The sequence below is a fragment of the Sphaerisporangium fuscum genome (genome assembly GCF_018531465.1).
Classification (GTDB): domain Bacteria; phylum Actinomycetota; class Actinomycetes; order Streptosporangiales; family Streptosporangiaceae; genus Sphaerisporangium; species Sphaerisporangium fuscum.
Genome location: NZ_JAHDTF010000015.1, coordinates 149,852 through 167,109 on the forward strand (window position 1 = coordinate 149,852; position 17,258 = coordinate 167,109).

At 70.9% G+C, this 17,258-nt stretch carries 19 protein-coding genes; 5 read left to right on the forward strand and 14 right to left on the reverse strand.

Annotated features, from left to right (window positions below):
* Positions 1-4: 4 nt before the first annotated feature.
* The 4 genes from KIK05_RS48920 to KIK05_RS19780 are packed head-to-tail and all read right to left on the reverse strand — an operon-like array spanning position 5 to position 4,495.
* The gene (locus tag KIK05_RS48920) at positions 5-967 is read right to left on the reverse strand and encodes a substrate-binding domain-containing protein (protein ID WP_308250012.1); all 963 of its coding nucleotides are present in this window, start codon (positions 965-967) and stop codon (positions 5-7) included.
* A 42-nt stretch (positions 968-1,009) separates the two neighbouring features.
* On the reverse strand, positions 1,010-1,978 hold the full coding sequence (locus KIK05_RS48925) for an ABC transporter permease (RefSeq protein WP_308250013.1): 969 nt from the start codon (positions 1,976-1,978) through the stop codon (positions 1,010-1,012).
* Entirely contained in the window at positions 1,962-3,470 is a 1,509-nt protein-coding gene (locus KIK05_RS19775) for a sugar ABC transporter ATP-binding protein (RefSeq protein WP_214412226.1), read from the reverse strand. The genes KIK05_RS48925 and KIK05_RS19775 overlap by 17 nt, the downstream gene beginning before the upstream one ends.
* Complete coding sequence (locus KIK05_RS19780) at positions 3,467-4,495, reverse strand: LacI family DNA-binding transcriptional regulator (protein ID WP_214412227.1); 1,029 nt, start codon at positions 4,493-4,495, stop codon at positions 3,467-3,469. Before KIK05_RS19780 ends, KIK05_RS19775 begins: the two co-directional genes overlap by 4 nt.
* A 124-nt stretch (positions 4,496-4,619) precedes the next feature.
* Here KIK05_RS19780 and KIK05_RS19785 point away from each other — a divergent pair, with 124 nt between their 5' ends.
* A complete protein-coding gene (locus KIK05_RS19785; RefSeq protein ID WP_214412228.1) occupies positions 4,620-5,774 on the forward strand; it encodes a M20 family metallopeptidase in 1,155 nt (384 codons plus the stop codon).
* Here KIK05_RS19785 and KIK05_RS19790 read toward each other — a convergent pair.
* From KIK05_RS19790 to KIK05_RS19810, 5 genes are all read right to left on the reverse strand, one after another.
* Positions 5,768-5,953, reverse strand: a complete 186-nt coding sequence (locus KIK05_RS19790; protein ID WP_214412229.1) for a hypothetical protein — start codon at positions 5,951-5,953, stop codon at positions 5,768-5,770. The genes KIK05_RS19785 and KIK05_RS19790 overlap by 7 nt on opposite strands.
* A gap of 40 nt (positions 5,954-5,993) precedes the next feature.
* Positions 5,994-6,899 (reverse strand): hypothetical protein, encoded by a 906-nt coding sequence (locus tag KIK05_RS19795; protein ID WP_214412230.1) that lies wholly within the window; start codon positions 6,897-6,899, stop codon positions 5,994-5,996.
* Between the two features lie 39 nt (positions 6,900-6,938).
* Complete coding sequence (locus tag KIK05_RS19800; protein ID WP_214412231.1) at positions 6,939-7,526, reverse strand: hypothetical protein; 588 nt, start codon at positions 7,524-7,526, stop codon at positions 6,939-6,941.
* Positions 7,527-7,589: 63 nt separating this feature from the next.
* A complete protein-coding gene (locus tag KIK05_RS19805; protein ID WP_214412232.1) occupies positions 7,590-8,723 on the reverse strand; it encodes a hypothetical protein in 1,134 nt (377 codons plus the stop codon).
* On the reverse strand, positions 8,713-9,297 hold the full coding sequence (locus KIK05_RS19810; RefSeq protein ID WP_214412233.1) for a hypothetical protein: 585 nt from the start codon (positions 9,295-9,297) through the stop codon (positions 8,713-8,715). Before KIK05_RS19810 ends, KIK05_RS19805 begins: the two co-directional genes overlap by 11 nt.
* Before the next feature lie 238 nt (positions 9,298-9,535).
* Here KIK05_RS19810 and KIK05_RS19815 point away from each other — a divergent pair, with 238 nt between their 5' ends.
* Positions 9,536-10,780: a serine hydrolase domain-containing protein gene (locus KIK05_RS19815; protein WP_250563071.1), complete on the forward strand. Its 1,245-nt coding sequence runs from the start codon at positions 9,536-9,538 to the stop codon at positions 10,778-10,780.
* Positions 10,781-10,853: 73 nt separating this feature from the next.
* Here KIK05_RS19815 and KIK05_RS19820 read toward each other — a convergent pair whose 3' ends face one another.
* Complete coding sequence (locus KIK05_RS19820; protein WP_214412234.1) at positions 10,854-11,525, reverse strand: restriction endonuclease; 672 nt, start codon at positions 11,523-11,525, stop codon at positions 10,854-10,856.
* A gap of 95 nt (positions 11,526-11,620) precedes the next feature.
* On the opposite strand from KIK05_RS19820, the gene KIK05_RS19825 reads away from it, so the two are divergent.
* Positions 11,621-11,944, forward strand: a complete 324-nt coding sequence (locus tag KIK05_RS19825) for a YciI family protein (protein WP_214412235.1) — start codon at positions 11,621-11,623, stop codon at positions 11,942-11,944.
* Between the two features lie 13 nt (positions 11,945-11,957).
* On the opposite strand, the gene KIK05_RS19830 is transcribed toward KIK05_RS19825, so the two are convergent.
* The 4 genes from KIK05_RS19830 to KIK05_RS48930 all read right to left on the reverse strand — a co-directional run bounded on the left by KIK05_RS19830 (position 11,958) and on the right by KIK05_RS48930 (position 15,148).
* Positions 11,958-12,713: a maleylpyruvate isomerase N-terminal domain-containing protein gene (locus tag KIK05_RS19830; RefSeq protein ID WP_214412236.1), complete on the reverse strand. Its 756-nt coding sequence runs from the start codon at positions 12,711-12,713 to the stop codon at positions 11,958-11,960.
* Between the two features lie 153 nt (positions 12,714-12,866).
* A complete protein-coding gene (locus KIK05_RS19835; protein ID WP_214412237.1) occupies positions 12,867-13,220 on the reverse strand; it encodes an MmcQ/YjbR family DNA-binding protein in 354 nt (117 codons plus the stop codon).
* Positions 13,220-13,384, reverse strand: coding sequence for a hypothetical protein (locus KIK05_RS19840; RefSeq protein WP_214412238.1), 165 nt, complete (start codon positions 13,382-13,384; stop codon positions 13,220-13,222). Before KIK05_RS19840 ends, KIK05_RS19835 begins: the two co-directional genes overlap by 1 nt.
* A gap of 51 nt (positions 13,385-13,435) precedes the next feature.
* Positions 13,436-15,148: a SpoIIE family protein phosphatase gene (locus tag KIK05_RS48930; RefSeq protein ID WP_214412239.1), complete on the reverse strand. Its 1,713-nt coding sequence runs from the start codon at positions 15,146-15,148 to the stop codon at positions 13,436-13,438.
* A 433-nt stretch (positions 15,149-15,581) separates the two neighbouring features.
* Here KIK05_RS48930 and KIK05_RS19850 point away from each other — a divergent pair, with 433 nt between their 5' ends.
* On the forward strand, positions 15,582-16,541 hold the full coding sequence (locus KIK05_RS19850; protein ID WP_214412240.1) for a methionine ABC transporter ATP-binding protein: 960 nt from the start codon (positions 15,582-15,584) through the stop codon (positions 16,539-16,541).
* On the forward strand, positions 16,538-17,194 hold the full coding sequence (locus KIK05_RS19855; protein ID WP_214412241.1) for a methionine ABC transporter permease: 657 nt from the start codon (positions 16,538-16,540) through the stop codon (positions 17,192-17,194). The genes KIK05_RS19850 and KIK05_RS19855 overlap by 4 nt, the downstream gene beginning before the upstream one ends.
* The last annotated feature ends 64 nt before the right edge of the window (positions 17,195-17,258 follow it).

Sequence of the window (17,258 nt, forward strand, 5' to 3'; positions counted from 1 at the left end):
GCGATCAGGAGGCGGAGAACTCGGAGACGTTGTCCTTGGTGGCGATCTTCACCGGTACGTCCAGCTTGGCGGTGAGCTTCTCGCCGCCCGCGGCCTTGACCGCGTTCTGGACGGCCTGCTGGCCGAGGAGGGCGGGCTGCTGGGCGACGCTGGCGGCCAGCGTGCCGGCCTGGATGGCCTTCAGGCCGTCCGGGGTGCCGTCGAAGCCGACGACCTTGACCTCCTTGCCGGCCTTGGCGCCGAGAGCCTTGATCGCACCGAGCGCCATCTCGTCGTTCTCGGCGAAGACGCCCACGATGTCGGGGTTCGACTGCAGCAGGTTGGTCATGACGTCCAGGCCCTTGGTGCGGTCGAAGTCGGCGGGCTGCTGGGCGACGACCTGGATGTTCGGGTACGCCTTGATGCCGTCGGTGAAGCCCTGGCCGCGGTCGCGGGCGGCGGAGGTGCCGGCCACGCCCTGCAGGACGACGACCTTGCCCTTCTCGGAGATCTGCTTGGCCAGCTCCTGGGCGGCCAGCTTGCCGCCGGCGACGTTGTCGGAGGCGACGGTCTGCGCCACCTGGGCGTTGTTGACGCCCCGGTCGACGGCCAGGACGGGGATGCTGGAGCGTTCCGCGACCTTCACGGCCGGAGCGGCGGCGTCGGAGTCCACCGGGTTGAGGATGATGGCCTTCATGCTCTGGCTGGTGAAGTTCTGAACCTGGTTCACCTGCTGGGAGGCGTCGTTCTGCGCGTCGGTGACGGTCAGCGTGGCGCCCAGCTTCTTGGCCTCGGCCTCGGCGCCCTGGCGCAGCTGCACGAAGTACGGGTTGTTCAGCGTGGAGATCGACATGCCGATCTTGACGCCGCTCCCGGACCCGCCGGAGGACGACCCGGAGCCGGAGCCGCCGGAGGACGAGCCGGATCCGCAGGCGGTCAGGCCGAGGGCGAGGGCGGCGCCTGCCGCGACGAGGGCGGGGATTCGCATGATGGTGTACCTCATTGGTCTAGCCGGGGACTTGCGATGGGTCTAGCGGGAGCCACGGCGGCGGAGCGTGTCGAGCAGGACCGCCAGCGCGATCACGACTCCGATCACGACCTGCTGCCAGAAGGCGGAGACGGAGAGCAGGTTGAGGCCGTTGCGCAGCACGGCGAGGATGAGGGCGCCGACGAGCGTGCCGAACGCCCGTCCCTTCCCTCCGGACAGGCTCGCCCCGCCGATCACGACGGCGGCGATGGCGTCCAGCTCGTATCCCGAGGCGGCCTGCGGCTGCGCGGAGGCCAGGCGGCTGGCCAGGACGACCCCGGCGACCGCCGCGAACGCCCCCGACAGGGCGTAGGTGACGAGCTTCTGCCGGTTGACCTTGATGCCGGACAGCCGGGCGGCCTCCTCGTTGCCGCCGAGCGCGTACATCGCCCGCCCGGCGTAGGTGCGGTTGAGGACCACCGCGGTGATCACGCCCATGAGGGCCATGACGAGGACCGGCACCGGCAGGTATCCGCCGATCGTGTCGCCGAGGTGGGACACCGCGTCCGGCATCGCGATCGGGCTGCCCTGCGAGACGACCAGGGCGAGGCCGCGCGCCACACCGAGCATGGCGAGGGTGGCGATGAACGGCGGCAGCTTGCCGTAGGCGATCAGCGCGGCGTTGACCAGGCCACAGGCCAGGCCGACGACCAGCGCGATCAGCGTCGCCACCGGCCAGGGGAGGCCGGAGTCGGTCGCCGTCCAGGCGAGCACGATCGCCGACAGCGCGGCGACGGCACCCACGGACAGGTCGATGCCGCCCGTGATGATCACGAACGTCGAGCCGAACGCGAGGATCGCGGTGACGGCCGCCTGGACGCCCACGTTGAGCAGGTTGGTGACGGTCAGGAAGTCGCCGGACAGCAGCGTGAGCGCGATGGCGAGCACGACGAGCGCGGCGAGCGAGCCGTTCTCTCCCAGCCAGGCCCTGGTGGCCGGGCGCCTGGTGAGCACGTCAGTGGACACGAGCATCCTCCACCTCGGTGACCGCGAGCGCCATCACCGAGTCCTGTGTCGCTTCGGCCGCGTCGAGTTCGCCGACGAGCCGGCCTCTCGCCATAACGAGGACGCGGTCGCTCATGCCGAGGATCTCGGGGAGATCGCTGGAGATCATGAGCACCGCGTGCCCGGAGGCGGTGAGCGAGTTGATCAACTGGTAGATCTCGACCTTGGCGCCGACGTCGATGCCGCGCGTGGGCTCGTCGAGAATGAGCACTTTGGCGTCGGCCAGCAGCCACTTGCCGATCACGATCTTCTGCTGGTTGCCGCCGGACAGGGTGCGGACCTCCTGGCCGAGGCCGCTCATCCGCACCCCGAGTTGGCCGGCCACGCGGGCGGCGGCCGTGCGCTGCCCCTTGCGGTCGACGAAGCCGCCCCGGCTGGCGCGGCGCAGGGTGACCAGGCCGAGGTTCTCGGCGATGTCGGCGCCGAGCACCAGGCCCTGGCCCTTGCGGTCCTCGGGGACCAGGCCGAGCCCGGCCTCCATGGCGGCGTTGACGTCCCCGCCGGGCAGTGGGCGGCCGTCCATCAGCACCTCGCCCGAGTCGTACGGGTCGGCGCCGAACACCGCCCGGACCACCTCCGTACGTCCCGCGCCGACCAGCCCGGCCAGGCCGACGACCTCCCCGGCGCGTACCTCGAAGGAGACGCCCGCGAAGGCGCCCGCCCGGGTCAGGCCGGTGACCTTGAGCAGGGGCGCGCCCGGCGAGGACGTCTCGCGTGGGTACTGCTGGTCGATGGGGCGCCCGACCATCAGGCGGACGAGCTCCTCCTCCGGCGTGGTGGCCGGCACCTCCTGCACCGAGCGGCCGTCGCGCAGGACGGTCACCCGGTCGCCGATCTGGGCGATCTCCTCCAGGTGGTGGGTGATGAAGACGATGGCCACCCCCTGGTCGCGCAATTGCCGGACGATGGTGAACAGCCGCTGGACCTCGCTGGTGGTGAGCACGGCGGTCGGCTCGTCCATGATCAGCACGCGGGCGTCCAGGGCGAGCGCCTTGGCGATCTCGACCATCTGCATGCGCGCGATGCCCAGGTCGGCCACCTTGGTGCGCGGATCGACGTCGATGCCGACCCGTCGCAGCAGCTCGCGGGCCTGCTCGTGCATCCGCTTGGTGTCCACCAGGCCGAACCGGCGCGGCGGGCGGCCGAGGGCGAGGTTCTCGCCGACGGTCAGCTGCGGGACGAGGTTGAACTCCTGGTAGATGGTCGCGATGCCCAGCCGCTGGGCGTCCCCGGCCGTACGGATCTCGACGGGCTCGCCGTCGACGAGGATGCGGCCGGTGTCGGGGTGGTAGGCCCCGGAGAGCATCTTGATCAGCGTGCTCTTGCCCGCGCCGTTCTCGCCCAGAAGGACGTGCACCTCGCCGGCCCTGAGGCTGAAGTCGACCCCGTCCAGCGCCACGACGCCGGGGAACCGCTTGCCCAGCTTCTCGACCCGGAGGATCTCCCGCGTCTCGCTCACGACGTGGACCTTCCTGTTTCTCCTGCTTGTGTTCCGGCTTCTCCGCACGATCCACGGACCACCAGCGCGGCCGGCAGCACGACCGACTCCGCGCTCCCGCCGCGCAGCATGCCGAGGATCACCCGTACGGCCCGTCTGCCCAGCTCCGCGGTCGGCTGGCTGATCGCGGTGATCGGCGGGTCGATGTGGGTGAACCACGGCACGTCGTCGAAGGAGACGACGGCGACGTCGCCGGGGATCCGGAGCCCCCGCTTCCGGATCTCGTCCAGCGCGCCGAGGGCCATGAGGTTGTCGCCCAGGAAGATGACCTGCGGCGGGCGGGGGAGGTCCAGGAGCCTGGCGGTGAGCGCCTGGCCGCTGCCCGCCCGGAAGTCGCCCAGCTGGACGTACTCCTCCGGGACCGCGAGGCCGTTCTCCGCCGCCGCCGACAGGAAGGCTTCGGTGCGTTCCCTGCCGGTGGACAGCGTTCCGGGGCCGGAGACGAAGGCTATCCGCTCGTGGCCGAGAATCCGCAGGTGGCGGACCAGTTCCCTGATCGCCTCGGCGCCGTCCGCGCGGACCGACGGTACCTCCAGCCCGGGGAGCGTCCGGTCGAGGAACACCAGCGGGCGGCTGCCCCGGGCCACCTCCTCGATCAGCGGAGTGATCTCGGCGGTCGGGCAGATCAGCAGGCCGTCGACGCGCTGTTCGAGCAGGGTCCGCACGTAGTGGTCCTGTTGGTCGGCGCGCTCGTCGGCGTTGCCGATGATGACGGTGTATCCCGCTTCGCGTGCCTCGTCCTCCACGGCCCGGGCGAGCTCGGTGAAGAACGGGTTGAGGATGTCGCCGATGATCAGGCCCAGGGTCCTGGTCGCCTCGGTGCGCAGCGAGCGTGCGACGGCGTTCGGCACGTAGTTCAGCGCGGCCATCGCCTCGTACACACGGTTCCGCGTCTCCTCGGTCACCGAGGGGTTGTCGTTGAGCACGCGGGAGACCGTGGCGACGGACACACCCGCGTGCGCGGCGACGTCCTTGATACGAGCCACCCGTTCCTCCCATGTAATCGGTTACATGAGAGTAGGTAATCGATTACATCGGTGTAAACCGGCCATCGTGTGACTTGCATCACAGTTTTCGGACGCTGTCGTGATCCGGACGGACGATGGGGCCATGGAGCCCGACGACTTCGCCGCCGGGGTACGGCCGTCCGCCGAGCGGGAGCCGATACCCGAGGACCTCCTCGCCGCCGTCGAGGAGCTGCTCGCCGTGCCCTCCACGGCGGACCGCCCGCGCGAGCTGCGCCGGGCGCTCGACCTCGTCGTGGACGTCGCCGGCCGGGGAGCCACCGTCGAGCGGTTCGAGTCGAACGGCAAGCCGAGCGCGCTGCTCTACCACGGGGCGGCGCGGCCCCGGTTCCCCGTGATCCTCAACGCCCACCTCGACGTCGTGCCGGCCCCGCCCCACCAGTTCCGCCCGCGTCGCGAGGGCGACCGGCTGTACGCCCGGGGCGCGCAGGACATGAAGATCTCCGCCATGGTGCTGGCGCGGGTCTTCGCGGAACTGGCCGCCGGCCTGCCCTACCCCGTCGCGCTGCAACTGGTCACCGACGAGGAGACCGGCGGGCGCGACGGCACCCTGCACCAGCTGGAGCAGGGGGTCACCGGTGATTTCGTCGTCATCGGCGAGCACAGCGGGCTGCGCATCGTCACCGACTCCAAGGGCATGGTCACCGTCACCCTCAAGGCCACCGGCCACGCCGCCCACAGCGCCTACCAGTGGCTCGGGGACAACGCCCTGATCAAGCTGCAGCGCAGCCTCGACAAGCTGCTGGCCCGCTACCCCGTGCCCGACGAGGAGGTCTGGGCCACCACCGTCAACCTCGCGCGGATCGAGACCTCCAACACGGCCCGCAACCTCGTCCCCGCCGACGCCGAGGCCTGGCTGGACATGCGCTTCGTCCCCGGAGACCCCGACCTCGACGGCAGGAGCGCCCAGGAGATCGCGTCATACCTGGCGACCTTCTGCGAACCCGGCGTCACGCCGTACGTCGGGCACGCCGACCCGCCCCACCACGCCGACCGGGACCGCCCGGAGGTGCGGGCGCTGCGGCGGGCCGCCCGCGGGCAGGGGTACCGCGCCGAGTTCCTGCGCAAGCACGGCGCCGCCGACAGCCGGTTCTACCACCAGCGAGGCATCGACGCCGTGATCTTCGGCATCGGCGGGGACGGCCAGCACGGGCCCGACGAGTACGCCGACCTGACCACGGTCATGCCGTACTACCGGGCGTTGCGGGAGTTCCTGAGCACCCCCGCCGCCGATCAGTAGGCCTGGCCGACGTAGACGCCCCAGCGGAAGGGCGGGTCGGGGACGATCTCGTGCTGCGGGCCGTCGCTCTTGACCTCCTCGACCATTTCGCTGGGGAGGACGCGAGGCGGCAGCTGGCCGAACCTCGCGAAACGGAGGAAGGCGTACTCCTCGTCGGTGAACCGCTCCGTCTCAGGCATGGCCGACCTCCTTGTTCCGAATCTGATTCTCCTTGGCGGATCAGCGTCTCGCAACGCCCTCAACGGGCGGAGGGAGAAGGTGGTTCCACCGCGGCCCGAGGGCGTGGACGTACGCGGCGCGTTCGTGGGCCAGCTCGTCCCAGCTCTCGGGCTTCTCCGCCACCGCAAGGCACTCGCTGTCGTGCAGGCCCCACACCTCGGCCTCCACCCAGCAGAGCCGGCGGTACTTCCTCGGCGCGACTACCTGGGAACCGAAGTCCCAGCCCACCGCCGAGACCGGCTTCCCCGAGAACTGCCTGGCCGCCCTTTCCACGTATTCGCGCCTGGTCACCGTCTCGGGGTGCAGGAAGGAGAGGTCGAATCCGTTCGCGCCGAGCCCGAAGGCCGCCAGGCCGTACAGGAACGTCGCCTCGATCCCCCTGGCCCGGCAGAAGGCGGCGATCCGCCGCGCCCCGCCGAGCGTGCCGGCGAACGACAGGACGTACAGCCGCCGCAGGGTGTGGTCCTCCAGGTAGCGGCCGAGGGCCGCGACGATCGTCGCCCCCGACGCCACGGTGTCCCCCACCAGCAACGTCCGCGCCGGCGCCTCCAGTTGCGCGTACGAGACGGCGACCCGCGCCGACTCCGCGGCCACCGCCACCCGGGAGGTCGCGACGAGGTTCACCGGCAGGTTGCCGCCGCCGCCGCGCAGGACGGCCTCGCCGAGCTGGTACACCAGCCCCTTGCTCAGAATGGTCAGCTCGGCGCTCTCGCCCGGGGCGTACTCGTCGGCCAGATGGGCGACGAAACGGCGGCTCGACTCCAGGCAGGCGCGGCGGAAATCCGCTCCGATGAGGTTACGGTCGAAAAGCAGGCGTTCGAGGACGGGATTGCGCACCAGGTACAAGCGGGAGGTTCCGGTCCGCGCCATCAGTTCCGCGGTGCTGTCTTCCGCATCGAGGATCACCTGGTCCTCCTAATCTGTGCCGTCAGACGGGCAGGGGCATCACCCGGGTATCCGATCGAGCCGGCGCAGCGCCTCCAGCATCGGGACGTCTCCCGCGAGCACGTTGTCGCGGTATTCGCCGATCGCCCTTTCGAGCCACCCGGGCACATCGGTCTTCTCCGGCAGGGTCCCGGCCGTCACGAGCTCCGCGAGTGCCTCGCCCGCGGCCAGGAAGTCGTCGACGATGGCCGCCGACAGCGCCGCGACGTGCGGATGGACGTAGTCGTGCACGGTGACCCCGCGATATTCGAGCAGGTCGGCCCGGTACTTGGAGTTCGGCGGCGCCACCACGATGACCGGCGTGCCGAACGTCCCCGCGGCCGCCATCTCGACCCCGATGCCGAGGCCTCGCTTCTCGCGCGCGTCCACGACGACGGCCGTGGCCACCATCACCTGGTACATGTCGCGCCCGAACTGGCCGAGCGTGTTCCGCGGGTCGGTGATGGGGTCGTCGGGATTCAGGAATACGACGTCATGCGGCTCGGCTCCCTTCGCGACCTCCATCCGCTCCGTGTCCGACCAGGTGAGCTTCCTGACGTCGGAAACGCCCTTGGCGATCGAACCAGAGCAGTACACCGAGACCTTCATTGGTGTTCCCTCGCCACGTCCGTTCCGCCCGCGAGGAATCCCCGCGCGGGATGACGGGAACGGTCAGCCGAGCATCGGCGTCAGGTGGTCCGCCACGACCGCCAGGTTGGACAACGCATCCCCACAGGTGACGGCCGTGTCGAAGTGCCGCGACCTACTGGCGCCGATGATCGCGAGCCGGAAGGCGTCCGCCGAGCCGTTCCCGAACAGCATCGACGTAATCATGCCGAACTCAGGGCTGGATCTCAGAAGAATGAGCTCCTTCCAACTGGCCCCACAACGGACGAAATGGTCGATCCGCAGCCATCTCAGCGCGAGATCGAGGCGGCGGGAGGACAGGACCCGCCCTTTCATGTCCTCCGCCGAGCCGTCCAGAGTGCAGGAGAGCGGCCCGATCGGAAGGTCGGTGAGAATCGTGGTGTCCAGCTCGCGCACGTAGCAGCGCAGGTAGGCGGCCGACAGGAACAGCCCGAGGAGACTGCCCGCGTCGCCCGGCAGCGGCCCGGGCAGCGTCCGCTCCACGAACCTCTTGACGAACGCCTGCCCCTCCAGCCGTTCCGGCGACTTCGCCAGCACGCCCTCCACCCGCCGGTACGGCCGCCGCGTCGCCCGCACGACCGCGTGCACCACCCCCGACAGCCCGCCGTCCGGGACGAGCGCCTCGCGCCACAGCTCGGCGATGCCGGCGGCGGTCGGCCTGCCGGAACGGGGATGCCAGGCGAGGTCGGGCAGCACCTGCCGAGGTGAGGGCGCAGAGTAGGGGTTCCGCTCGTCCCTGCGGTACTCCGAGGCCTTGATGTCGCGGTAGGCGGTCAGCTCCGGCGTGGGCGAGGTGTGGCGCACCAGGCCCTCGTGGACCAGCGGCTCGATGCGGCCGAGGAACACGTCGAACCACGGCAGCTCGAAGATGTACGACGACGGGAAGATCAGATAGGCGTCGGTCACCAGAACGGCCAGGCGGGTCGCCTGGAGCGCCTGCTCCAGTATCCGCCCGGCGTCGTCCCTGGTGACGTCCTTGCCGTAGCACGCCAGGATCTCCGGGTTGATGTACTGGAGGAACACCGACCGCTCGCGCCGGTAGGCCTGGCCGTCGTCCGGGCGGGCCGGCCAGGTGACGTTGACGTGCAGGTCGCGCCCGGCCACGTACGCGTCCCGGCGGGCCGCCACGTGCTGCACCCAGGGCTGGTCAGGGTCCATCGTCGTCCGTGCCGCGTGGCTCGATGCGTGGTGATTCGTGCACGTCCACGCCGGGAGATTCAGCGGGGGATTCGTACACGCGCGGCGGCATGCCTTCGTACACGTGCCGGCGCGGCAGGTCGTCCACCCGCCACGTCTCCTCGTCGTCGCCGGAGAACCCGCACCGGTCCACGTTCTGAAACACGTGCTGGTCCCGCCCGGCGGCGTACGCGTCCCGTCCGGCGGTGATCTCCTGGACGACGCTGAAGGAGTCGCGGGCGGCGAGCTGCCGCACCTCGCGGACGAATTCCCGCAGCTCCGGGGCGGCTTCGCGGTGCTCGGCCAGGAAATCGGCCAGCAGGCCCGCCCAGCGCCGCAGCTCGTCCGCCGGCACGTTTCCGGAGGGCTCCTCGGGCGACCGTAGCCGTTCGTCGGCGGCGTCGAGCTCCTCGATGAGCAGGCTCTCGTCGTCGCGGCGATGCCGGTTGAAGATGGCGGAGAGTTTCGCCTTGGCCGTCTCCCAGCTGTCTCTCGCCATGGCCTGCACGAGCGCGGTGCCGGCTGCGGCGGCGAGGCCGGCCAGGGCGGGGTCCATCGCTGCTCCTTCGTCTGCGATGCGTTCCCCACTTGACGGCTTACAGTCAGGCCAGTATGCCGCGCCCGATGGCGGTTTTCCAGGCCTTTCGAACACGTATCTCGCCAATTTGTGCGGGTGGCGATAGGTTCGGCTTTCTGCCGGATAGATCCGTTCTGGGTAGTTTCTTCCGCACGGCAAGGTCGACTTCCCGTAAACTCCCACCCCTGTCATGGCTCCTGCATGATCGGGGATAGAGATGCTCACTCGGAGGGACACGCTCCGGCTGCTGGCCGGTGCGGCCGCCGTCGGCGCGGCAGGCACGCAGGCCGTCCCGGCGCTCGCCGCCGGCCGCGTGTGGAAGGTCACGGGCGCGAGCGGCGCCGGCCTCTCGTCGTTCGACACCACCCTCAAGACCTTCATGCAGGCGCGCTCCATTTCGCACGCCTCCCTGGCCGTGGTGCGCAAGGGCAAGCTTGTGCTGGCCCGCGGCTACAACTGGACCGCGGACACCTCGTTCCAGGCCGGCCCCACCTCGCTGTTCCGCGTGGCCAGCGTGAGCAAGCCGGTCACCGCGACCGCCGTGATGAAGCTGGTGCAGGACGGCAAGCTCAGCCTGTCGGCCAAGGTCGCCCCGCTGCTCGGCCTGAGCACCGCCGGTGACCCGCGCCTGGCGAACGTCACCGTGCTTCACCTGCTGCAGCACCTCGGCGGCTGGGACCGCGACGTGTCGGCGGACCCGATGTTCCAGGACCGCGCGGTGGCGGGCGCGCTCGGCGTCTCGCTGCCGGTGAGCCAGGCCGACATCATGCGGTACACCTCCAAGCGCGCGCTCGACTCCGCCCCCGGCTCGAAGTACGCCTACTCCAACTACGGCTACATGCTGCTCGGCAAGATCATCGAAAAGGTCAGCGGCATGTCGTACAGCGCCTACGTGCAGCAGAAGGTGCTCGCGCCGGTGAAGATCAAGCGGATGGTGCTCGGCCGGTCGGCCAAGAGCCTGCGCCGGGCCACCGAGGTGCCGTACTTCTCGCAGAACACCGGCACCACCGTGCTCGACACCTCCGGCACCGTGGTGCCCGCGCCGTACGGGGCCTTCAACATCGAGAACATGGCGGCGCACGGCGGGTGGCTGTCGTCGGCCGTCGACATGGCGAAGTTCACCACGATCTTCGACGCCGCCGGGGTGCTGACCTCGACGTCGATCTCCAAGATGTTCGCCAAGCCGTCCATCGGCGTCAACGCCGACGGGTGGTACTACGGCCTCGGCTGGATGGTGCGCCCGGTCACCGGGGGCAGGAACACCTGGCACGACGGTTCGCTGCCCGGCACCTCGACCCTTATGGTGCGACGGTTCGACGGACTGAGCTGGGTGGTGCTGTTCGACCAGCGCGACGACGCCTCCAAGCTGAACTACAGCGACATCGACCCCGCCCTGCACAGGGCGGCCGACGCGGTCAAGACCTGGCCCACGACCAACCTGTGGACGACCTACGGCCTGTGAACCCGTCCGCGGGCCGGCCCGCGGACGGTGAACCCGCCGCCGTCCACTCGGGGCCGCCGGCCCACTCGCGGAGCTACTGCCCGTGACCGCCCGTTCCCGCCTTGACGGCTGAGCGGGGGCGGGCCAGGAGCGCCGGCAGGGGCGTGCCGAGCGCCCACTCGGCCAGGCCGCCGCGGTCGATCATCGACAGCCCGGCGGCCCGGCCCTCCCTCAGGGCGGGCGGGGTGAACCCGCTGGAGGTCACCAGGACGCCGGTGTGACCGGCGTAGGCGTGAGCGAGCGCGCCGAGGAAGTTGCGCACGTGCGGCGAGCCGAGGTTGTTCGACCAGCGTTTGCACTGCACGGCGAACCGGCCGCCGTCAGGGGCGGTGGCGACGACGTCGACCCCGCCGTCGCCCGCCTTCCCGATCACCGAGACCTTGCGGAACCCGTCGCGCCGCAGCAACTCGGCGACCAGGTGCTCGAACCGCTCGCCGGTCATCTCGTCGATCGCCTCCAGCCGGGCGTTGGCCCGCAGGAAGTGGTCGCGCTGCCGCCGCGCCCGCCGGGCCGCCAGCAGGGCCACGCCGATCACCACGGCGGCCGCGGCGAGCGTCGCGGCCAGGAGCCATGGCCAGGACGTGCGCACGAACCCCACCGCCGCGTTCGCCAGCGGAACCGCCACGACCAGGCCGACGATCAGTGGAAAGACGCCGTCGCCACCGGAGCGGCGCCCTCGGCGCCGGGTCGACCGCCGTCGCGTCATCGGGTACCTCCTTGTCACGAGGTGGTCACACCGACGAGTGTGAACCCGCCCACCGACAAAACCGCGGGGGCGGTGGAGTTGGCCAGAATGGTGCCGTGCTTCATGTTCTTGTCGTGCGTTACACCGCCCCGATGGACCGGGTCGCCCCCGTCGTCCCCGGCCACGTCGACTATCTCGACCGATGGCATTCCTACGGCGTCTTCCTGGCTTCCGGGCAGACCGAACCGGAGGAGATCGGCGGGGTGATCCTGGCGGCGGGCCCGCGCGAGCTCGTCGAGAAGGTCGCCGCCGAGGACCCCTTCGTGCTGGCGGACGTGGCGGCCTACGAGATCATCAGCGTGAACGTCGCCCGGGCCCACCCCGAGCTCGGCGCGCTCCTGGAGTCCCTGGGCGAGCCCGAGCGGGCCGGCGACCGCTGACGGCCGCCCTCGGTCACTGGGTGACGGCGGTCCGCAGGGCGTGGAACTGCTCGAGCAGGGCGCGGTCGCCGTCGAGACGGACGGCGTCGTCGTCGGCGCGGTTCCACAGCCACAGCAGCAGCGGGCCGGGCTCCCCGCTGATCAGGGCGTCGGCGTCGAATCCGGAGGCGGCGTCGCTCACCTCGACCCCGGCGGGGGTGGCCACGACCCTCCAGGCGTGGTGCCCGGTGAAGACCGAGAGGGGACGCTCGTCGGGCTTGTCGAGCAGCGTGCCCATGTCGTCCTTCCAGTGAGCGCTGCCGTAGCCGAGGAACAGCTTGAGGACCTCGTCGATGCCGTCGATCGCGAGATCGGCCGGGATGGGTGAGACCGGACGCCCGGCGACGAGCTCGGCGTCGACGCGGTGGATCACGGTCTCCTGCGCCATGCGGCGGATCCAGAAGCCGACGGTCTGGTCGGGCTCGTGCCAGGTGGCGGCGTGGTCGGCGGGGGAGTGGGCGGCGAACTGCCCGGTCAGCGCGGCGTGGCACCGGTCGAGGGAGACCAGCGGATCGGCGTCGAGCACGCCCGGCGGATACTCCTCGGGGAACGCGCCGAGCCGGATGCACTCGGTCTTGTGGAGGTAGACCTTGGCGACGTGGTCGGCCAGGTCGGCCGCCGTCCAATCCGGGCACGAGGGCACCCGCGCCGCGGGATCGGCCTCGGCCACGGCGGCCCGGAGCAGGGCGAAATCGTCCTCGAGACGGCTCAGAAGGCGAGATGTTTCCATGCCCACCATCGAAGCAGCTCCGCACCGCCACCCACACCTTGATTCCTCCCGCTCCGGCCTCGGGGACCTGCCCGCTCGATGCGCCGGGAACGGTCGCTCCGGCTCGGTCGCCCGCGTCCCCGGCCGCCTGGCGTGCCGGGAACGGCGACCGGGCTACCTCGCGGCCTCACCCCGGTCGTAGGCGGCGGCGACGCGTTTGGGGACGCACATGCGCCACGCGTCGGTGACCAGCTCGCGCATCTCGGCCTGGTCGATGGCGGCGAGCCTGACGCGGACCCAGTTGTAGCGCTCGTCGGACGGGATCGGCATGAGGAACTTGTCGGGCTCCGAGGCGACGAGCGCCGCGCGCTCCTCCTTGGGAAAGCCGAACCCCATCAGCGTCTCGTCGGGGGATATCGCGGCGTAGACGATGCGCCCCACGCGGAACTTGACCCGGTCGCGGATCAGCTTCTCTTCGGTGCGGGGAAGCGAGAGGGCGACCTGGCGCACGTCGTCGAGCGTGACCATCACGCACCGCCCTCGAGCCGGACGCCCACGACGACGTCGCCCGGGGCGGCGCGGAAGCGGGGTGACCGGCTGTCGGGGGTGGCGGGCTCGGCCGAGGCCGGGCGGCGGACCGTGCGCGCCGTGAACGGGCGGGGGACGGGGAGGGGAACATCAGGGGTCGTCACAGCCGCAGGCTAGCCACCCGCACCGACATTTCCGTCCCGCCACCAGGGGGATCAGGGAGTGGTGCGGGTGAGCAGGAGGGCGACGTCGTCGTACTGCCGGGGGAGGGCGTCGATGATGCTGTCGCAGGTGGACTGGAGTGTGTCGCGGGAGGAGCTGAGGGACTCGCGCAGGGCGGCGATGCCCGTGTCGATGTCCTGCTCGCGGCTCTCGACGAGACCGTCGGTGTAGAAGGCGAGGGTGCTGCCCACCGGCATGTCGACACAGGCGGTGGAGAAGGCTCCGGAGAAGGACGGGTCGCCGAGGCCGAGCGCCAGCCCGGAAGGCAGTTCGAGCACGGACGCGGTGCCGTCGGGGCGCAGGAGGATGGGCGGCGGATGGCCCGCCCGCGCGAGGGAACAGGTGCGCGTGTCGAGGTCGATGACGGCGTACAGGCACGTGGCGCACTGGATGGAGTCGACGTCCTCGGCCATCTTGTCGAGCTGGCGCAGCACCTCGTCGGGCGGGAAATCGCAGGTCGCGAAGGCGCGTACGGCCGCTCGCAGATGGCACATGCCGCCGGCCGCCGCCGCGCCGTGCCCCATGGCGTCGCCGATCACCAGGGCGATGCGCGTCTCGGACAGGGAGATCACGTCGTACCAGTCGCCGCCCACCCGCGAATCGCTCGTGGGAAGGTAGCGGTGGGCGATCTCGAGGCCGGGCGGGACGGTGAGCGTGCGCGGCGCGAGGTTCTGCTGGAGGTCCTGCGCGGTGCGGCTCTGGCGGGAGTAGAGGCGGGCGTTGTCGATGCACATGGCGGCCCGCGTGGCGAGGTCCTCGGCGAGGGTGGTGTCGTGCTCGTCGAAGCAGGGGCGGTCGGAGAGCCGGGTGAGCGAGATGAAGCCGAGCTTGGTGCCGCGGGCGGTCAGCGGGGCGTTGAGGAACGAGCAGCCGTCGAGGACGTTCGGCGTGCGGTCGCCCAGCACGCCGCTGATCTTGTCGAGCTCGCGGAACTCCAGCTCGGCGGAGCTGAAGATGACGGGGGAGCCCTCGGACATGCAGCGCGCGGAGGGGTGGTGCGGGCCGTAGGTGACGACCTCGCGGGTGGGGAAGGCGGCGGCCCAGTCACGCTCGTCGGTGGCCCGAGCTCCGATCTTGAAGGCGAGCCGGCGGACCGAGATCGATCCGTCGGCGGCGGGGTCGGGATGGCGGTCGTCGCGCATGAGGCCCTCGACGACGTACAGCATCGCGGTGTCGGCCAGCCGCGGCACGGCGATGTCGACGAACTCCTCGGCGGCCTGACTCGGGTCGAGCGTGCCGCCGATGCGGCTGCTCACCTCGTTCAGCAGGGCGAGCCGCTGCCGGGCCGAGACGTCGGCCTCGGTGCCGGCCGCCTGGAACAGCGTGGCGGCGTCGGTAGCGGTCACCAGCACCGAGCTCGCCACCCCCGGCATCACGAGCGGTTCCCAGCTGAACGCGACGTCGCGGATCTGCCCGTCGGAGCACTCGGCGGGCAGGATGTCGCTCCAGCGCCCGCCGGCCATCACGACGTCGAGGGCGTGGCGCACGGTGGAGCGCCGCGTGCCGCGGAACAGCAGGGCGCAGATCTCGTGGCCGAGGGCGCGTTCGCGTGGGCGGCCGAACAGCCGCGCCGCCCCGTCACCCCAGTGGGTGACGCACCCCTGCCTGTCGAGCACCAGGGCGGCGAAACCCGCCAGGTGCGCCGTCACGGGCCGGGAAAAGCGGACGTCGCTCATCGCCGACCCTGTTTTCACCGCACGCGTCACCAGACCTCCTGAGAAAGAGAGGGGACATCGTGTCCGGGACCGCGTGGAGCGCGGGAGGTGCCTGCCACCAGGCCGGGCACCGTCCGCGACTACCGTGAGTAAAGTAGCATCCACTGTGCGCCGTCCTTCGGGAAACCTCCGCAACCCGAAGCGTCTGACAACCGTGTGGTTGTGGAATGTCGCTTGGTCGGGGCCTGCCCGGCCTCGTTTGACGGCGTCCGAAGGAGTGGCAGGCATCACACCTCCGGTAGGGAATTGTGGGAACACCGGTGGTGGTTGGCCAGAGCGTGACGCATGACCTGCCCTTGAACGCCCCGTTGCCCTCGTGCGGGGACTCGTCCGGCATGTGTTGTCGTCGTTCCTGAACCGGGGCGTCTGATCACCCCGTTCGTCGCGTGTCGTACCCGCCTTCTATTTCGGATATAACCTACCTGTGATACGTGTTTCCGGCCTGCGTAAGGTCTACGGCACCGGCGTCGTCGCGCTCGACGGAGTCGATCTCGACGTGCGCGAGGGCGAGATCTTCGGCGTGCTCGGGCAGAGCGGCGCCGGCAAGAGCACGCTGCTGCGCTGCGTCAACCTCCTCGAACGACCCACCAGCGGCACCGTGACCGTCGCCGGGCAGGAGCTCACCGCCCTCGACCTCGCCGGCCTGCGGCGCGCCAGGCAGCGGATCGGCATGATCCACCAGCACTTCGCCCTGCTGTCGTCCCGCACCGTCGCCGGGAACGTCGCCTTCCCTCTCGAGGTCGCCGGCGTGCCGCGCGCCGAGCGCGGCAAGCGTGTGGCCGAGCTCCTGGAGCTGGTCGGTCTCGACGGCAAGGCCTCCGCCTACCCGGCGCAGCTGTCCGGCGGCCAGAAGCAGCGCGTCGGCATCGCCCGCGCCCTCGCCGCCCGTCCCAAGGTGCTGCTGTCGGACGAGGCGACCAGCGCGCTCGACCCGGCGACGACGCAGTCGATCCTCGCCCTGCTCAAGCGGCTCAACGCCGAGCTGGGCCTGACGATCCTGCTCATCACCCACGAGATGCACGTCATCAAGAGCGTCTGCGACTCCGTCGCGATCATGCGGGACGGGCGCGTCGCCGAGGCCGGTACGCTCGCCGAGCTCGTCGCCAGGCCCGGCTCGCTGCTCACCCGGGAGATCTTCCCGCTTCCCGAGCCCGCTCCCGCCGGCAGCGTCACGGTCACCTTCGCCGGGCAGGCGGACGAGCCGGTGATGTCGAGCCTGGTCCGCAAGTTCGACGTGGACGTCAACATCCTCGGCGGGTCGCTGGAGGACCTGGGCGGCGTGCCGGCGGGACGCCTGCGGGTGCGCCTGGAAGGCAGGAACGCCGCCGGCGCCCTCGACTACCTGCGGCAGCGCGACGGCCTGATCCTGGAGGAGGCCCCATGAGCGGGGACGAACTGCTCGACGCGCTGGCGCAGGCCACCGGCGAGACCGCGCAGATGGTGTTCTGGTCGGCCCTGCTCACGCTGGTCCTCGGCCTGCCGCTCGGCGTGCTGCTCGTCGCCACCGACCGCGGCGGTCTCGTTCCCGCCCCCGCCGTCAAGGCCGTGCTCGGCGGGATCGTGAACGTCGGCCGCTCGCTGCCGTTCATCGTGCTGATGGTCGCGATCCTGCCGTTCACCCGCCTGGTCACCGGCACCACGATCGGGACGACCGCCGCGATCGTCCCCCTGACGCTCGGCGCCGTCCCGTTCTACGCCCGGCTGGTGGAGACCGCGCTGCGCGGCGTCGAGCGCGAGGTGGTCGAGGCGGCCCAGGCGATGGGGGCGAGCCGCAGGAGGGTGGTGGCCAGGGTGCTGCTGCCCGAGGCGCTGCCGGGGCTCGTGGCCGGGCTGACGGTGACGGTCGTCGCGCTGATCGGCTACTCGGCCATGGCCGGGGCGATCGGGGGCGGCGGTCTCGGCGACCTCGCCATCAGGTACGGCTACCAGCGCTTCGACACGGCCGTGATGATCGTCACCGTGGTGCTGCTCGTCGTGGTCGTGCAGCTCGTCCAGAGCCTCGGGGATCTCGTGGCCCGGAGGCTGTCCCGCAAGTAGCCCCTCACGACCCGGCCGTTCTGCCTGAGGCACGGCCTGACGCTTGAACATTTGAACAAATGAG

Excerpts from the sequence above, each read along its gene's own strand:
- KIK05_RS19820 (WP_214412234.1), bottom strand. The coding sequence starts at position 11,525 with ATGACGCGACGGCGGTCGACCCGGCGCCGAGGGCGCCGCTCCGGTGGC.
- KIK05_RS19815 (WP_250563071.1), top strand. The coding sequence starts at position 9,536 with ATGCTCACTCGGAGGGACACGCTCCGGCTGCTGGCCGGTGCGGCCGCC.
- KIK05_RS19810 (WP_214412233.1), bottom strand. The coding sequence starts at position 9,297 with ATGGACCCCGCCCTGGCCGGCCTCGCCGCCGCAGCCGGCACCGCGCTC.
- KIK05_RS48920 (WP_308250012.1), bottom strand. The coding sequence starts at position 967 with ATGCGAATCCCCGCCCTCGTCGCGGCAGGCGCCGCCCTCGCCCTCGGC.
- KIK05_RS19830 (WP_214412236.1), bottom strand. The coding sequence starts at position 12,713 with ATGGAAACATCTCGCCTTCTGAGCCGTCTCGAGGACGATTTCGCCCTG.
- KIK05_RS48925 (WP_308250013.1), bottom strand. The coding sequence starts at position 1,978 with ATGCTCGTGTCCACTGACGTGCTCACCAGGCGCCCGGCCACCAGGGCC.
- KIK05_RS19855 (WP_214412241.1), top strand. The coding sequence starts at position 16,538 with ATGAGCGGGGACGAACTGCTCGACGCGCTGGCGCAGGCCACCGGCGAG.
- KIK05_RS19805 (WP_214412232.1), bottom strand. The coding sequence starts at position 8,723 with ATGGACCCTGACCAGCCCTGGGTGCAGCACGTGGCGGCCCGCCGGGAC.
- KIK05_RS19800 (WP_214412231.1), bottom strand. The coding sequence starts at position 7,526 with ATGAAGGTCTCGGTGTACTGCTCTGGTTCGATCGCCAAGGGCGTTTCC.
- KIK05_RS19790 (WP_214412229.1), bottom strand. The coding sequence starts at position 5,953 with ATGCCTGAGACGGAGCGGTTCACCGACGAGGAGTACGCCTTCCTCCGT.
- KIK05_RS19785 (WP_214412228.1), top strand. The coding sequence starts at position 4,620 with ATGGAGCCCGACGACTTCGCCGCCGGGGTACGGCCGTCCGCCGAGCGG.
- KIK05_RS19835 (WP_214412237.1), bottom strand. The coding sequence starts at position 13,220 with ATGGTCACGCTCGACGACGTGCGCCAGGTCGCCCTCTCGCTTCCCCGC.